Below are 15,114 nucleotides of genomic sequence, written 5' to 3'. Positions count from 1 at the left end.
TGATGTAGCGCTCACAGAATGCAAAAACACCCCGGGCCTTTACGGCATCCGGGGTGCTCTCAATAAAGCCATGGGATCAGAGCGAGGCTTGGCGTACCTGTTTTTCCAGTTCCAGCTTCAACCCCGGCTCCAGTTTCAGTTGCCGCGCCAGTTCGTCGAGATAAGCCTTCTCCATGAAGTTTTCCTCGTCCACCAGCATCACGCTGGCGATGTACATCTCGGCGGCCATTTCCGGCGTGCCGGCAGCTCGCGCCACGTCGGCTGGATCGAGGGGCTTGTTGAGCTCAGCGTGCAGCCAGCTTTGCAGTTCGCGGTCGTTGTCCAGCTTGGTGAATTCGCCTTCGATCAATTCGCGCTCGCGCTCATCCACATGGCCGTCAGCCTTGGCGGCAGCGACCAGCGCCTTGAGGATGCCTTGGCTGTGTAGCTCAACCTGGGCCGGTGGCAGGCGGTCAATGGTCTGCGGCTCACCTTTCGGGGCATTGGCCTGTTGCGCCTGCCAGTTGCCATAGGCTTTGTAGGCAATGACGCCCAACGCCGCCAAACCGCCATAGGTCAGGGCCTTGCCGCCGAACTTGCGGGCTTTTTTGTTGCCCAGCAGCAGCCCCATGGCGCCGGCCGCCAAGGCGCCGCCGCCTGCGCCACCGAGCAGACTGCCAAGGCCACCACCGCCGAGCAAACCGCCCAGTGCACCTTTGTCGTCCTGCTTACGCTGGCCGCCAGCCTTGTTTTGCAACATGTCCTGGCCAGACTTGAGCAACTGATCGAGCAATCCACGGGTATTCATTCGTAGCCTCCAGACACTAGGGTTCATAGGACCAATAGGCTCCCAGCGTAAAACTAAGTGCCAAAAAGCCTCGATCTAGAGTGCTTCCAGATGTAACGCGGTCGCCCTTCACTTAAATCGATATACACTCGAACAAATCTATAAAAACACCCCACTGGTAATTCCAGCATGATGACCTTGCGTCAAATCCGGCATTTTATCGCCGTGGCCGAAACCGGTTCGATCTCCGCTGCCGCGCAGACAGCGTTCATTTCCCAGTCCACCCTGACCCTGGCGATCCAGCAACTGGAGCAGGAAATCGGCGTCAACCTGTTCAACCGTCACGCCAAGGGCATGACCCTGACCCATCAGGGCCATCAATTTCTGCGCCAGGCGCATCTGATCCTGGCCACCGTCGACAACGCCAAGCGCAGCCTGCAGCAGAGCACTGACCAGGTCGCCGGGCAGTTGATCATCGGCGTGACGAGCCTGGTGGCTGGCTATTACCTCGCGGATTTGTTGACGCGATTCCAGCGCGCCTACCCCAATGTGGAAATCCGCGTGATGGAGGATGAACGCCCGTATATCGAACATTTGCTGGTCAGCGGTGAAATCGATGTGGGCGTGCTGATCCTCTCCAACCTCGAAGACCGCCACGCCTTGCAGACCGAAGTCCTCACCCACTCCCCGCACCGCTTGTGGCTACCGGCACAACATCCACTGCTGGAACACGACAGCATTAACTTGGCCGATGTGGCGCGTGAACCGCTGATTCAGCTGAACGTCGACGAAATGGGCCACAACGCCCAGCGCATGTGGACCGGCGCAGGCCTGCAACCTCGTGTGACCTTGCGCACCGCTTCCACCGAAGCCGTGCGAAGCCTGGTGGCGGCGGGCCTCGGCGTGTCGATCCAGCCGGACATGACCTACCGGCCCTGGTCACTTGAAGGCGACATCATTGAAGCGCGCCCGATTGCCGACCTCAGCCAGACCCTCGACGTGGGCCTCGCCTGGCGCCGTGGCACCGCCCGGCCTGCGCTGGTCGACCCGTTCCTCACCGTCGCCCGTGAACAGCCCCACCCGCGCAAGCCATCTATTTAATCGAATGCTGCATTCAGTATTTAGTATTTGTTGACCTCGCGCCTGACCTCTAGTCTCTGTTCATCCCCTAAGAGAAGGTCAGGCGCCTTGTAAGAGAACGCCCATGGCCACACAAGAAAAGAGATCGCGAAAAATGTCCGGCGCGCCCACCCCGCTGCTCACTGCGTTGCTGATCGACGGCGAACTGGTCCAAGGCCAGGGTTTTGCCGAGCCGATCCTCAACCCGGCCACCGGTGAAGTGCTCACCCAAATCGCCGAAGCCAGCACCGAGCAGGTCGAAACCGCGATCCTCGCCGCCCACCGCGCCTTTGCCGGCTGGTCACGCACCACGCCGCAGCAGCGCTCGAACATCCTATTGGGCATCGCCGACGCCATCGAAAAACAAGCCGACTACCTGGCCCGTCTGGAATCTCTGAACTGCGGTAAGCCCTTGCATCTGGCGCGTCAGGATGATTTGAGTGCCACCGTGGATGTGTTCCGCTTCTTCGCCGGGGCTGTGCGTTGCCAGACCGGACAGTTGAGCGGTGAATACCTGCCGGGCTACACCAGCATGGTGCGTCGCGATCCGATTGGTGTAGTCGCTTCGATTGCGCCGTGGAACTACCCGCTGATGATGGCCGCGTGGAAGATCGCCCCCGCCTTGGCTGCCGGTAATACCTTGGTGTTCAAGCCGTCGGAACATACGCCGCTGTCGATCCTGGCCCTGGCCCCCGTGCTTAAAGAGCTGCTGCCACGTGGCGTGATCAACATTCTGTGTGGCGGCGGCGAAGGCGTCGGCAGTCACTTGGTCAGCCATCCCAAGGTGCGCATGGTCTCGTTGACCGGCGATATCGTCACCGGGCAGAAGATTCTGCAAGCCGCCTCCAAAACCCTAAAACGCACGCACTTGGAACTGGGCGGCAAGGCCCCGGTGATCGTGTGCAACGACGCCGACCTGCAAGCTGTGGTGGAGGGCGTGCGCGCCTACGGCTATTACAACGCTGGCCAGGACTGCACCGCCGCCTGCCGCATCTATGCCCAGGCCGGCATCCACGACAAACTCGTCGCCGAACTGGGCGCGGCGGTCAGCAGCCTGCGTTTTGCCGGTAAACGCGATGCAGACAATGAACTCGGCCCGCTGATCAGCACGCGCCAGCGCGACCGCGTCGCCAGTTTTGTAGAGCGCGCCCTCGGCCAGCCGCATATCGAACGCATCACCGGCGCCGCCGTGCATTCCGGCGCGGGCTTCTATTACCAACCCACCTTGCTCGCCGGCTGTAAACAAAACGATGAAATCGTGCAGCGCGAAGTATTCGGCCCGGTGGTCACCGTGACCCGCTTCGACGAGCTGGAACAGGCAGTGGACTGGGCCAACGACTCCGAATACGGCCTGGCCTCCTCGGTGTGGACCCAGAACCTGGACAAGGCCATGCAGGTCGCGGCGCGCCTGCAATACGGCTGCACCTGGATCAACAGTCATTTCATGCTGGTCAGCGAAATGCCCCACGGCGGCTTGAAGCGTTCGGGGTATGGGAAGGATCTGTCCAGCGATTCGCTGCAGGACTACAGCGTGGTGCGCCACATCATGGCGCGACACGGCCAGCATCTTTAAAACAACAACTAAGCTCATGCGTTACCGGTTTGAACAACTGCCCCGACCATAATTAAAGAAGAGGGAACCCCATGTCTGCGCACAAGACCGCACTGCTCAGTGCCCTGACCACCGCGCTGCTGGCCAGCGCCAGCCTCCAGGCCGCCGAACCACTCAAAGCAGTGGGCGCCGGTGAAGGCCAGTTGGATATCGTCGCCTGGCCCGGCTATATCGAACGTGGCGAAAGCGACAAGGCCTACGACTGGGTCACCGGTTTCGAGAAGGAAACCGGCTGCAAGGTCAACGTGAAAACCGCCGCCACCTCTGACGAAATGGTCAGCCTGATGGCCAAGGGCGGGTATGACCTGGTCACCGCATCGGGCGATGCGTCGCTGCGGTTGATCGTCGGCAAGCGTGTGCAGCCAATCAACACCTCACTGATCCCCAATTGGAAGAACATCGACCCGCGCCTGAAAGATGCGCCATGGTATGTGGTCGGCCAGCAAACCTACGGCACCCCGTACCAGTGGGGCCCGAACGTGTTGATGTACAACACCAACGTGTTCAAGACCGCGCCCACCAGTTGGAACGTACTGTTCGACGCGCAGAACTTGCCGGACGGCAAGCCGAACAAAGGCCGTGTGCAGGCGTATGACGGCCCGATCTACATTGCCGATGCGGCGCTGTACCTCAAGTCGACCAAGCCGGAACTGGGCATCCAGAACCCCTATGAACTGACCGAAACCCAGTACAAGGCGGTGCTCGAACTGCTGCGCGCGCAACAGCCGCTGATCCACCGCTACTGGCACGACACCACCGTGCAAATGAGTGACTTCAAGAATGAAGGTGTGGTGGCCTCCAGCGCCTGGCCGTATCAGGTCAACGGCCTGCAGAACGAGAAACAGCCGATTGCCTCGACCATTCCGAAGGAAGGCGCCACCGGCTGGGCCGACACCACCATGTTGCACAGCGAGGCCAAACACCCGAACTGCGCCTACAAGTGGATGGACTGGTCGCTGCAGCCGAAGGTCCAGGGCGACGTTGCCGCCTGGTTCGGTTCGCTGCCGGCCGTGCCTGCGGCCTGCAAGGAAAGCGAACTGCTCGGCGCCGAGGGTTGCAAGACCAATGGTTTCGACCAGTTCGAAAAGATCGCCTTCTGGAAAACCCCGCAGGCTGAAGGCGGCAAGTTCGTGCCGTACAGCCGCTGGACCCAGGATTACATCGCGATCATGGGTGGCCGCTAAGGGTCCCTGCAGAGACTGCTTCTTGTGGTGAGCAGGCTGGCCCTGCGCGGGGCAAGCCCGCTCACCACAAAAGCCCGATTTTCACCGTTTCAGCGCAGCACACATGCATCCTCGTTTTTTCAGAAGTCCAGGCCGGGCCGCTGCGACGACCCGCGCCTTTTTGGAGCACCGCACCATGACGCTTGCAGTCCAATTCACCCACGTTTCCCGTCAGTTCGGCGAAGTGAAAGCCGTTGACCGGGTTTCCATCGATATCCAGGACGGCGAGTTCTTTTCCATGCTCGGCCCTTCCGGCTCGGGCAAGACCACCTGCCTGCGCCTGATCGCCGGGTTCGAGCAGCCGAGCGCAGGCTCGATCCGCATCCATGGCGAGGAAGCCGCCGGCTTGCCGCCGTATCAGCGTGATGTAAACACTGTGTTCCAGGATTACGCGCTGTTCCCCCATATGAATGTGCGCGACAACGTGGCCTACGGCCTCAAGGTCAAGGGCGTGGGCAAGGCGGAACGCCTGAACCGTGCAGAAGAGGCGCTGGCGATGGTCGCCCTCGGCGGCTACGGCGACCGCAAACCGGTGCAACTGTCCGGCGGCCAACGTCAACGGGTCGCCCTGGCCCGCGCCTTGGTCAATCGTCCACGGGTATTGCTGCTGGATGAACCCTTGGGCGCCCTCGACCTCAAGCTGCGCGAGCAGATGCAAAGCGAGCTGAAAAAGCTGCAACGCCAACTGGGCATCACCTTTATCTTCGTGACCCACGACCAGACCGAAGCGCTGTCGATGTCCGACCGCGTAGCCGTGTTCAACAAAGGCCGCATCGAGCAGGTCGACACCCCGCGCAACCTCTATATGAAACCCGCCACGTCGTTCGTCGCGGAGTTCGTCGGCACCTCCAACGTGATTCGCGGCGAGCTGGCCCAGCGCCTCAGCGGCAACGCGCAGCCGTTCTCGATCCGCCCGGAACACGTGCGCTTTGCCGAAGGCCCATTGGGCGCCGGCGAAGTGGAAATCAGCGGTCTGCTCCACGATATCCAATACCAGGGCAGCGCCACCCGCTATGAACTGAAACTGGAAAACGGCCAGGCGCTGAACATCAGCCAGGCCAACAACCAATGGCTGGACACCAGCAGCGGCCATCAGGTCGGCCAGTCCATCACCGCTCGCTGGGCACGGGAAGCCATGACCCCGCTGACCGACAGCGCAGGCGAGGTGTGACATGAGCCTGGCCCTTTCCCATCCGCCGATGCGCAGGTTTTCCAACCTGCTGTACCGCAAGCCCAACCTCTACCTGGCGATGCTGCTGGTGCCGCCGCTGATCTGGTTCGGCGCGATCTACCTCGGTTCGTTGCTGACCCTGCTCTGGCAAGGTTTCTATACCTTCGACGACTTCACCATGGCGGTCACGCCGGACCTGACCCTGGCCAACTTCGCCGCGCTGTTCCAGCCGTCGAACTTCGACATCATTGTGCGCACCCTGAGCATGGCGATCGTGGTGTCGATCGCCAGCGCTGTCGTCGCCTTCCCGATTGCCTACTACATGGCGCGCTACACCACGGGCAAGACCAAGGCGTTCTTCTACATCGCGGTGATGATGCCGATGTGGGCCAGCTACATCGTCAAGGCCTACGCCTGGACCTTGCTGCTGGCCAAAGGCGGCGTGGCGCAGTGGTTCGTGCAGCACCTGGGTTTGGAGCCGGTGTTGCAGTTCGTGCTGGGCATTCCCGGGGTGGGCGGCAGCACCTTGAGCACTTCGCACCTAGGGCGCTTCATGGTGTTCGTCTACATCTGGCTGCCGTTCATGATCCTGCCGATCCAGGCGTCCCTGGAACGTTTGCCGCCGTCGTTGCTGCAAGCCTCGGCGGATCTTGGCGCCAAGCCGCGCCAGACGTTCATGCAGGTGATATTGCCACTGTCGATTCCGGGGATTGCCGCCGGCTCCATCTTCACCTTCTCGCTGACGCTGGGCGACTTCATCGTGCCGCAACTTGTAGGGCCACCGGGTTACTTCGTCGGCGGCATGGTCTACGCCCAGCAAGGCGCCATCGGCAACATGCCCATGGCGGCGGCGTTCACCTTGGTGCCGATCGTGCTGATCGCGGTTTACCTGTCCATCGTCAAACGCCTGGGGGCCTTCGATGCACTCTGAAAAATCTTCTATGGGCCTGAAGATCGCCGCTTGGGGTGGACTGGTTTTTCTCCATTTCCCGATCCTGATCATCTTCCTTTACGCCTTCAACACCGAAGAAGCCGCGTTCAGCTTTCCGCCCCAGGGCTTCACGTTGAAGTGGTTCAGCGTGGCCTTCGCGCGGCCGGATGTGTTGGAAGCGATCAAGCTGTCATTGCAGATCGCGGCCATCGCCACGCTGATCGCCATGGTGCTCGGCACGCTGGCCTCGGCGGCGCTGTATCGCCGTGAGTTCTTTGGCAAGCAAGGCGTGTCGTTGATGCTGATCCTGCCGATTGCGCTGCCGGGGATCATCACCGGTATCGCGTTGCTGGCGACTTTCAAGACGCTCGGGATCGAGCCGGGGATGTTCACCATCATCGTCGGCCACGCGACCTTCTGCGTGGTGATCGTCTACAACAACGTCATCGCCCGCCTGCGCCGTACCTCCCACAGCCTGATCGAAGCCTCGATGGACCTGGGCGCCGACGGCTGGCAGACCTTCCGCTACATCATCATGCCCAACCTGGGCTCGGCGCTGCTGGCCGGCGGCATGCTCGCCTTTGCGCTGTCGTTCGACGAAATCATCGTCACCACCTTCACCGCCGGCCACGAACGCACCTTGCCGTTGTGGCTGCTCAACCAACTGAGCCGCCCACGGGATGTGCCGGTGACCAACGTGGTCGCGATGCTGGTGATGCTGGTAACGATGTTCCCGATTCTCGGTGCCTACTACCTGACGCGCGGCGGTGAAAGCGTGGCCGGGAGTGGCGGTAAATAACGTTGCAGCTGGAGGAGCTCAGTTCAAATGTGGGAGCGGGCTTGCTCGCGAAAGCGGTACATCAGATACACATGTGTCGACTGACACACCGTATTCGCGAGCAAGCCCGCTCCCACATTAAGAGCCGGTTTCTTCAGGGAATTAACACTCGTTTTGAGGAGAGCTGAACCATGCAAACCAAACTCTTGATCAACGGCCACCTGGTCGAAGGCGAAGGCCCGGCCCAGGCGGTATTCAACCCGGCGCTCGGCCGCGTGCTGGTGGAAATCAACGAAGCCAGCGAAGCCCAGGTCGACGCCGCCGTTCGCGCAGCCGATGCGGCCTTCGAAAGCTGGTCGCAAACCGCGCCCAAGGACCGCTCGCTGCTGCTGTTGAAACTGGCGGACGTGATCGAAGCCCACGGCGAAGAGCTGGCCAAGCTGGAATCGGACAATTGCGGCAAGCCCTACAGCGCCGCGCTGAACGATGAGATCCCAGCGATTGCCGACGTATTCCGCTTCTTTGCCGGCGCCAGCCGTTGCATGAGCGGCTCGGCCGGCGGCGAATACCTGCCCGGCCATACCTCGATGATCCGCCGCGATCCGGTGGGTGTGATTGCTTCCATCGCACCGTGGAACTATCCGCTGATGATGGTCGCCTGGAAAATCGCCCCGGCCCTCGCCGCCGGTAATACCGTGGTGCTCAAGCCGTCGGAGCAAACCCCGTTGACCGCGCTACGCATGGTCGAACTGGCCGCTGAAATCTTCCCGGCCGGTGTGCTCAACCTGGTGTTCGGCCGTGGGCCAACCGTCGGCAGCCCGCTGGTGAACCACCCGAAAGTGCGCATGGTGTCGTTGACCGGCTCCATCGCCACGGGCGCAAACATCATCTCCAGCACCGCCGACAGCGTGAAGCGTATGCACATGGAGTTGGGCGGCAAGGCACCGGTGATCATCTTCAACGATGCAGACATCGACGCCGCCGTGGAAGGCATTCGTACCTTTGGTTTCTACAACGCCGGTCAGGATTGCACGGCGGCCTGCCGGATTTATGCCCAGGCGGATATCTACGATGCGTTTGTCGAGAAACTCGGCGCGGCGGTCGCCAGTATCAAGTATGGCTTGCAGGATGACCCGGCCACCGAGCTGGGCCCATTGATTACCGCGCAGCATCGCGACCGCGTCGCGGGCTTCGTCGAACGCGCCGTGGCGCAGCCGCACATTCGCCTGGTCACCGGCGGCAAGGCAGTGGAAGGCAATGGCTTCTTCTTTGAACCGACCGTGCTGGCTGACGCGCAGCAGGACGATGAGATCGTTCGCCGCGAAGTGTTCGGGCCGGTGGTATCGGTGACCAAGTTCACCGATGAAGCGCAGGTGCTGGGCTGGGCCAATGATTCGGACTACGGCTTGGCGTCATCCGTGTGGACCGCCGATGTAGGACGCGCCCACCGCTTGGCCGCACGCCTGCAATACGGCTGCACCTGGGTGAACACCCACTTCATGCTCGTCAGCGAAATGCCCCACGGCGGTCAGAAGCTGTCCGGCTATGGCAAGGACATGTCCATGTACGGGCTGGAGGACTACACCACCGTGCGCCATGTGATGTTCAAGCACTAACCCCAGCGCCACCCCTGTAGGAGCCGGCTTGCCGACTCCTACAGGGGTCTTATAACAATAAAATTTAGGTTCCTCCCCATGGATATCACCCGCCGCGACTTCCTCAACGGCGTCGCTGTCACCATCGCCGCCGGCATGACCCCACTGCAAATCCTGCAAGCCGCCCCCGATGGCCGTTACTACCCACCCGCCCTCACCGGCCTGCGCGGCAGCCATGCCGGCTCGTTCGAAGTGGCGCACCAGATGGGCTGGGAAAAGAAGGTGTTCGACACCGACACACTGCCAATCACTGAGGACTACGACCTGGTGGTCGTGGGCGGCGGCTTGAGTGGTTTGTCGGCGGCGTGGTTCTACCGCGAGAAGCACCCCAAGGCGAAGATCCTGATCCTGGAAAACCACGACGACTTTGGCGGCCACGCCAAGCGCAATGAATTCCAGGCCGGTGGCCGCATGATCATCGGCTACGGCGGTAGCGAAGCATTCCAGTCGCCCAATCACCTGTACAGCAAGGAAGTGAACGGGCTGTTGAAAAAGCTCGGGGTGAACATCAAGCGCTTCGAAACCGCCTTCGACCGCCAATTCTACCCAGGCCTTGGGCTGTCACGCGGGGTGTTCTTCGACAAGGAAAACTTCGGCGAAGACAAACTGGTGACCGGTGACCCGACGCCGATGGTGGCCGACGATATTGCACCGGACCAGTTGAATGCCCGCGCCATCCGCGACTTCATCAATGACTTCCCCTTGCCAGCGGCAGACCGCCTGGCCCTGATCGAACTGCACACCGCGCCCAAGGATTACCTGCCGGGCAAGACGGCCGAAGAAAAGGCCGACTACCTGGCGGCTACCAGCTACCGCGATTTCCTGCTCAAGAACGTAGGATTATCGGAAGGTGCGGTGAAGTACTTCCAGAGCCGCACCAATGACTTCATGGCGTTGAGCATCGATGCGGTAGCTGCTGCTGACGCTTATAGCGTGGGTTTCCCAGGTTTTGCCGGGATGAACCTGGCGCCGATCAGCGAAGAAGCGGCAGCGGAAATGGAAGAGCCCTACATCTACCACTTCCCGGATGGCAATGCCTCGGTCGCGCGGTTGCTGGTGCGCAGCTTGATCCCGGGCGTGGCACCAGGGCACACCATGGACGATATCGTGCTGGCGGCGTTCGACTACGCCAAGCTCGACCAGCCCAAGGCAGCCGTACGGCTGCGCTTGAACAGCACGGCGGTCAGCGTGCGTAACGTTGGCAACCGCGTGCATATCGGCTATAGCCGTGGCGGACAACTCGCACAGGTGCGCGGCAAACGCTGCATCCTGGCCTGCTACAACATGATGATCCCCTACCTGTTGAAGGATTTGCCGGCGCCCCAGGCCCAAGCGCTCAGCCAGAACGTGAAGTACCCGCTGGTGTACACCAAGGTGGTGATCCGCAATTGGCAGTCGTTCCAGAAGTTGGGCGTGCATGAAATCTACGCGGCGACCCAACCTTACAGCCGCATCAAACTGGACTATCCGGTAAGCATGGGCGGCTACGACCACCCGCGCGACCCGGCGCAGCCAATCGGCTTGCACATGGTCTATGTACCCACCAGCCCCAACAGCGGCATGAACGCCCGCGACCAGGCCCGCGCCGGGCGGGGCAAGCTCTATGGGCAGACGTTCGAGCAACTGGAAGCGCAGTTGCGTGACCAGTTGCAACGCATGCTCGGGCCGGGCGGTTTTAACCATGAGACCGACATTCTGGCGATCACTGTCAACCGCTGGTCACACGGTTATGCGAGCTTCTCCAACAGCTTGTTCGACGATGCGGACCAGAGCGAGGCGTGGATGAACCTGGCGAAAAAGCCGGTGGGGCATGTGAGCATCGCCAACTCGGACGCGGCGTGGAGTGCGTATGCGCATGCGGCGATTGATGAGGCGTATCGCGCCGTAGGCGAAATCGCCTGACCCTTGTAGGAGCCGGCTTGCCGGCGATGAGGCCCATGAGCCTTGCAGCGTTCTCTCGGACGCCATCGCCGGCAAGCCGGCTCCTACAGGGGATTTTTGTGAGTCGGAAATGTCTTGTCGCATTTGCTAGGCCATCACGTCGCTATCAATCAATTTTCCTACGTCATCGAACCGCTTAAGCTATCCGGCGTCTGTTTAATGTCCGTTGTGTTTGGCCGAAGGCATGTCCGAACCGTAATTTCTGATCCGCTACGTGCCAGGAACGGCGCGGGATTTGCTCACGACAGGTTGTCTCTATGCACCGCAGGAATTTGCTCAAAGCGTCCATGGCCATTGCGGCTTACACCGGTTTGTCGGCCAGCGGCCTGCTCGCCGCCCAGGCCTGGGCCGGGAACCGTGCTGCTGATGGCAAGGCCGTGGCGTTCGATTTCGACTCGCTCAAGGCCCAGGCCAAACAACTCGCCGGGACCGCTTACAAGGACACCAAACAGGTGCTGCCGCCGACACTGGCGACCATGACCCCGCAGAATTTCAACGCCATCGGCTACGACGGCAACCATTCGCTGTGGAAGGAATTGAATGGTCAATTGGACGTGCAGTTCTTCCACGTCGGCATGGGCTTCAAGACGCCGGTGCGCATGCACAGTGTCGACCCCAAGACCCGCGAAGCGCGCGAAGTGCATTTCCGCCCATCGCTGTTCAACTATGAAAAGACCACGGTCGATACCAAGCAATTGACCGGTGACCTGGGTTTTTCCGGCTTCAAGCTGTTCAAGGCGCCGGAGCTGGACCGCCATGACGTACTGTCATTCCTCGGCGCCAGCTACTTCCGCGCAGTGGACAGCACCGGGCAGTACGGCCTCTCGGCCCGTGGCCTGGCCATCGACACCTACGCGAAAAAGCGCGAGGAGTTCCCCGACTTCACGCAGTTCTGGTTTGAAACCCCGGACAAGAACGCCACCCGCTTCGTGGTCTACGCCCTGCTCGACTCCCCGAGCGCCACCGGTGCCTACCGCTTCGATATCGACTGCCAGGCCAACCAGGTGGTGATGGCGATCGACGCACACATCAACGCGCGTACCACTATCGAACAACTGGGCATCGCGCCGATGACCAGCATGTTCAGCTGCGGCACTCACGAACGCCGTATGTGCGACACCATCCACCCGCAGATCCACGATTCGGACCGCCTGGCCATGTGGCGCGGCAACGGCGAGTGGATCTGCCGCCCGCTGAACAACCCGGCCAAGCTGCAATTCAACGCGTTCGCCGATAAAGACCCGAAAGGCTTCGGCTTGGTGCAGACCGACCATGAGTTCGCCAGCTACCAAGACACGGTGGACTGGTACAGCAAGCGCCCGAGCCTGTGGGTGGAACCAACCACTGCGTGGGGCGAGGGCTCTATCGATTTGCTGGAAATTCCTACAACCGGTGAGACCCTGGATAACATCGTGGCCTTCTGGACCCCGAAAAAACCCGTGGCGGCTGGCGACTCGCTCAACTACGGCTACAAGCTGTACTGGAGCGCCCTGCCACCGGTGAGCACACCGCTAGCCCAAGTCGACGCGACCCGTTCAGGCATGGGTGGCTTTACCGAGGGCTGGGCACCGGGCGAGCACTACCCACCCGTGTGGGCGCGCCGTTTTGCCGTAGACTTCAAGGGCGGCGGCCTGGATCGCCTTCCACAGGGCACCGGGATCGAGCCGGTGGTGACTTGCTCCCATGGCCAGGTCAAGGATTTCAGCGTGCTGGTACTGGATAACATCAAGGGCTACCGCATCCTGTTTGACTGGTACCCGACCAGCGACAGCGTGGAGCCGGTGGAGCTGCGCCTGTTCATCCGCACCCAGGACCGCACCTTGAGTGAAACCTGGTTGTACCAGTACTTCCCGCCGGCTCCGGACCAGCGCAAGTACACTTGATCGCCCCCTGTAGGCGCTGGCTTGCCAGCGCCTACAGGTGCTCAGAACCGCGACACACTCTTCATCGCCCCAATCAAATAGCGCATCGCTACCTGATCGTTCTCGGTCAGGGCGCGGTACTGCGCCAGTAATTCCAGTTCATCCGAACTCAGCCTTCGGCCACGCAAAAACACCCTGCGGGCCAGAAACGACACCACCACCCCCGCTACACCATAGGACTTGGCCATGGACTGCTTCTCCTGATATCCATCAAATACTCCCGTTGCCCCTAACCGCCTCCCACGAAGCGCAATGCCTCACTGGGCAAACCGACTGACTTCCTGGGCCAGAAATCAGGCTTACCCTAAGCGTAGAAACCTTATTGCTCAGCGTGGGACTTTTTTAGAGTAATCACTTAAATATTTGCTCCGGTAACCAAGACCTACAGTCCTTTCTCACCTAACGGTCGGTAGAGATGAATGTCATTGGGCTCTTTTGCAAACAGTTCTGGATCAGGTTGCTGCAGCAACCGGCAGCCTTGGCGTAGGTAAAAGTCCACGGTATTGCGCGATTCCGTGGCCGAGATGTACAACGCATCCGCTCCGGTTTGGCGGCCGTGCTCACAGGCCAGCGCGAACAAACGCCCTCCCAGCCCCAAGCCGCGCGCCGCATGGCTGACGTGCAGGAACTTCAGTTGGCGCATACGCAACGTTTGGTTATGGAGGGGGCGATTGTCAGTTAACGCACGTTCCAACAGCATGATGGCCTCCTCCTTTTAGGCGACCCAGGATCAGGCTTGCGTCAAATGCGAGCAAGAAAAAACCCACCGGGTCAGGGTGGGTTTCATCGACCGCTCAGCCAGGCTCAGTCACGCAGGTCCGACTCATGAATCGGCTGGTCCCGGTGCGTGGCGCGCTGATACTGAGCTGGCCAGATGGCCTTGCGTCCGCCCAGGTCATCGTCGGCATGCAACGGCCAGTACGGATCACGCAACAGCTCACGGGCCAGGAAGATGATATCGGCCTGGCAGGTGCGCAAGATGTGCTCAGCCTGGGCCGGCTCGGTGATCATGCCAACGGTGCCGGTGGCCATGCCCGACTCTTTGCGCACGCGCTCGGCGAAGCGCGTCTGGTAACCGGGGCCGGTAGGGATCTCGGCGTTGGCGGCGGTGCCACCGGAGGAGACGTCGATCAGGTCCACCCCCAGGTCCTTCAGGCGACGCGCCAGCTCCACGGTTTCATCGGGGTTCCAGCCGTCTTCCACCCAATCGGTGGCCGACACCCGCACAAACAGCGGTAATTCCTGGGGCCAGACATCACGCACGGCCTGGGTCACTTGCAGCACCAGACGGATGCGGTTTTCGAACGAGCCGCCGTACTGATCCTGACGCTGATTGCTGATCGGTGAGAGAAATTGATGCAACAGGTAACCATGGGCCGCGTGTATTTCCACCACTTCGAAGCCTGCGGTCAACGCGCGCTTTGCGGCGGCAACAAAATCGGCGATCACTTGCTGGATCTGCCCTTCGTCCAGCGGCTTGGGCTGGGTGTGCTGAGGGTCGAAGGCAATCGGCGATGGCCCTACCGGCGTCCAGCCGCCATCCTCCGGTTTGACGCTGCCGTGCTTGCCGATCCAAGGCCGGTGAGTGCTGGCCTTGCGCCCGGCGTGGGCCAGTTGAATGCCGGCCACCGCGCCTTGGGCCGCGATAAAACGAGTAATACGTTGCAGCGGTTCGATTTGTGCGTCGTTCCACAGGCCCAGGTCCTGGGCGGTGATGCGGCCATCGGCAGTCACGGCGGTGGCTTCGGTGAAAATCAGCCCGGCGCCACCGACGGCGCGGCTGCCAAGGTGCACCAGGTGCCAGTCATTGGCCAAGCCGTCGTCGCTTGAGTATTGGCACATGGGCGACACGGCGATGCGGTTGAGCAGGGTCAATTGACGGAGGGTATAGGGTTCGAGCAGTTGACTCATGGCGCACCTCTTCTGGTTCTGTGGGCACTATTCAAACAGTGCTTAGAGCCTAGTCGACAACGCTGGATTGCACAGGGTTCAGAAG

12 protein-coding genes and 1 pseudogene are annotated in these 15,114 nt (G+C 61.2%); 9 read left to right on the top strand and 4 right to left on the bottom strand.

Annotation, left to right across the window (positions count from 1 at the left end; all coding sequences use genetic code 11):
• Positions 1 to 76 precede the first annotated feature (76 nt).
• Complete coding sequence (locus U367_RS0125450) at positions 77 to 787, bottom strand: tellurite resistance TerB family protein (protein ID WP_028619109.1); 711 nt, start codon at positions 785 to 787, stop codon at positions 77 to 79.
• A 168-nt stretch (positions 788 to 955) separates the two neighbouring features.
• On the opposite strand from U367_RS0125450, the gene U367_RS0125445 reads away from it, so the two are divergent.
• From U367_RS0125445 to U367_RS0125405, 9 genes are all read left to right on the top strand, one after another.
• A complete protein-coding gene (locus U367_RS0125445) occupies positions 956 to 1,867 on the top strand; it encodes a LysR family transcriptional regulator (RefSeq protein ID WP_003209548.1) in 912 nt (303 codons plus the stop codon).
• A 133-nt stretch (positions 1,868 to 2,000) separates the two neighbouring features.
• Entirely contained in the window at positions 2,001 to 3,458 is a 1,458-nt protein-coding gene (locus U367_RS0125440) for a gamma-aminobutyraldehyde dehydrogenase (RefSeq protein ID WP_028619108.1), read from the top strand.
• Between the two features lie 71 nt (positions 3,459 to 3,529).
• A complete protein-coding gene (gene ydcS, locus U367_RS0125435; protein WP_028619107.1) occupies positions 3,530 to 4,681 on the top strand; it encodes a putative ABC transporter substrate-binding protein YdcS in 1,152 nt (383 codons plus the stop codon).
• A gap of 175 nt (positions 4,682 to 4,856) precedes the next feature.
• Positions 4,857 to 5,891, top strand: a complete 1,035-nt coding sequence (locus U367_RS0125430) for an ABC transporter ATP-binding protein (protein WP_028619106.1) — start codon at positions 4,857 to 4,859, stop codon at positions 5,889 to 5,891.
• 1 nt (position 5,892) lies between these two features.
• Positions 5,893 to 6,822, top strand: a complete 930-nt coding sequence (locus U367_RS0125425) for an ABC transporter permease (protein ID WP_028619105.1) — start codon at positions 5,893 to 5,895, stop codon at positions 6,820 to 6,822.
• Positions 6,812 to 7,621, top strand: coding sequence for an ABC transporter permease (locus tag U367_RS0125420; protein ID WP_012722540.1), 810 nt, complete (start codon positions 6,812 to 6,814; stop codon positions 7,619 to 7,621). Before U367_RS0125425 ends, U367_RS0125420 begins: the two co-directional genes overlap by 11 nt.
• A 170-nt stretch (positions 7,622 to 7,791) precedes the next feature.
• Positions 7,792 to 9,216, top strand: a complete 1,425-nt coding sequence (locus tag U367_RS0125415) for a gamma-aminobutyraldehyde dehydrogenase (protein WP_028619104.1) — start codon at positions 7,792 to 7,794, stop codon at positions 9,214 to 9,216.
• 78 nt (positions 9,217 to 9,294) lie between these two features.
• The gene (locus tag U367_RS0125410) at positions 9,295 to 11,157 is read left to right on the top strand and encodes an NAD(P)-binding protein (protein ID WP_028619103.1); all 1,863 of its coding nucleotides are present in this window, start codon (positions 9,295 to 9,297) and stop codon (positions 11,155 to 11,157) included.
• Between the two features lie 296 nt (positions 11,158 to 11,453).
• Positions 11,454 to 13,079, top strand: a complete 1,626-nt coding sequence (locus tag U367_RS0125405; RefSeq protein WP_028619102.1) for a glucan biosynthesis protein D — start codon at positions 11,454 to 11,456, stop codon at positions 13,077 to 13,079.
• Positions 13,080 to 13,120: 41 nt separating this feature from the next.
• Here the strand turns inward: U367_RS0125405 and U367_RS0125400 are convergent, their stop codons facing one another.
• The 3 genes and pseudogenes from U367_RS0125400 to U367_RS0125390 all read right to left on the bottom strand — a co-directional run bounded on the left by U367_RS0125400 (position 13,121) and on the right by U367_RS0125390 (position 15,029).
• A complete protein-coding gene (locus U367_RS0125400) occupies positions 13,121 to 13,306 on the bottom strand; it encodes a hypothetical protein (protein ID WP_028619101.1) in 186 nt (61 codons plus the stop codon).
• Positions 13,307 to 13,500: 194 nt separating this feature from the next.
• Positions 13,501 to 13,797 (bottom strand): annotated as a pseudogene (locus U367_RS01000000130300) (GNAT family N-acetyltransferase); the annotation flags it as partial.
• Between the two features lie 125 nt (positions 13,798 to 13,922).
• Positions 13,923 to 15,029, bottom strand: a complete 1,107-nt coding sequence (locus tag U367_RS0125390; RefSeq protein ID WP_028619100.1) for an NADH:flavin oxidoreductase/NADH oxidase — start codon at positions 15,027 to 15,029, stop codon at positions 13,923 to 13,925.
• Positions 15,030 to 15,114: the final 85 nt, after the last annotated feature.

This window comes from Pseudomonas canadensis (assembly GCF_000503215.1).
Lineage (GTDB): Bacteria > Pseudomonadota > Gammaproteobacteria > Pseudomonadales > Pseudomonadaceae > Aquipseudomonas > Aquipseudomonas canadensis.
This window is presented reverse-complemented; position numbering and strand designations above follow the sequence as displayed.